Below are 555 nucleotides of genomic sequence, written 5' to 3' on the forward strand. Positions count from 1 at the left end.
CGCGCACGCCCGCATAGCCGGCGAGCGGAACGCGCGGCAGGAACAGCACCGGGCGGCCGGTGCGGGCGATCTGCGCGACATGGAGGCCGGCACCGGCATAGAGATCGACGGGCTGCCGCGACAGCAGGTTGACCTCCTCGAAGGCCTGCCCGTCGCCGACATGGACGACGACGTCCGGATCGCGCGTCGCGAGGGCACGCAGCGTGTCGAGATGCAGCCGGTCGACATGGTCGAGCGTGATCGACGTGACGTGCCCGCCGAGTTCCTTCACCAGGTCGGCGAGCGCTAAGGCGGTCGCCGGGGCATGCGCGACGTGAACGCGGACGCCGGCGAGCGGTTTCGACTGAAGGAGGCCCGAGAGGTCGGCGAGCTCGCCGGCGTGAACGTGCCGGGCCATATCCTCGCGATCGGTCGCGCGGCCGACCGCGGCGAGCCAGCGCCCGGTGCCGGCGGTGCCGATCGGACGGTCGGCCCCGACGAACGGAACCCGTGCGACCGTCTGCAGCGCTTCGCCCAGCACGAACGCCTCGTCGCCGTTCGCGGCGACCGAGAAGC

Annotated in this window: 1 protein-coding gene; it reads right to left on the reverse strand. The window is 72.6% G+C overall.

Annotated features, from left to right (window positions below):
• Nucleotides 1-555: nitrogenase component 1 (locus ABTU92_RS29830; RefSeq protein ID WP_408095156.1), on the reverse strand; the 555-nt coding region annotated here is incomplete at both ends.

The sequence above is a fragment of the Rhodoplanes sp. SY1 genome, assembly GCF_046000175.1.
Taxonomy (GTDB): Bacteria; Pseudomonadota; Alphaproteobacteria; order Rhizobiales; family Xanthobacteraceae; genus Rhodoplanes.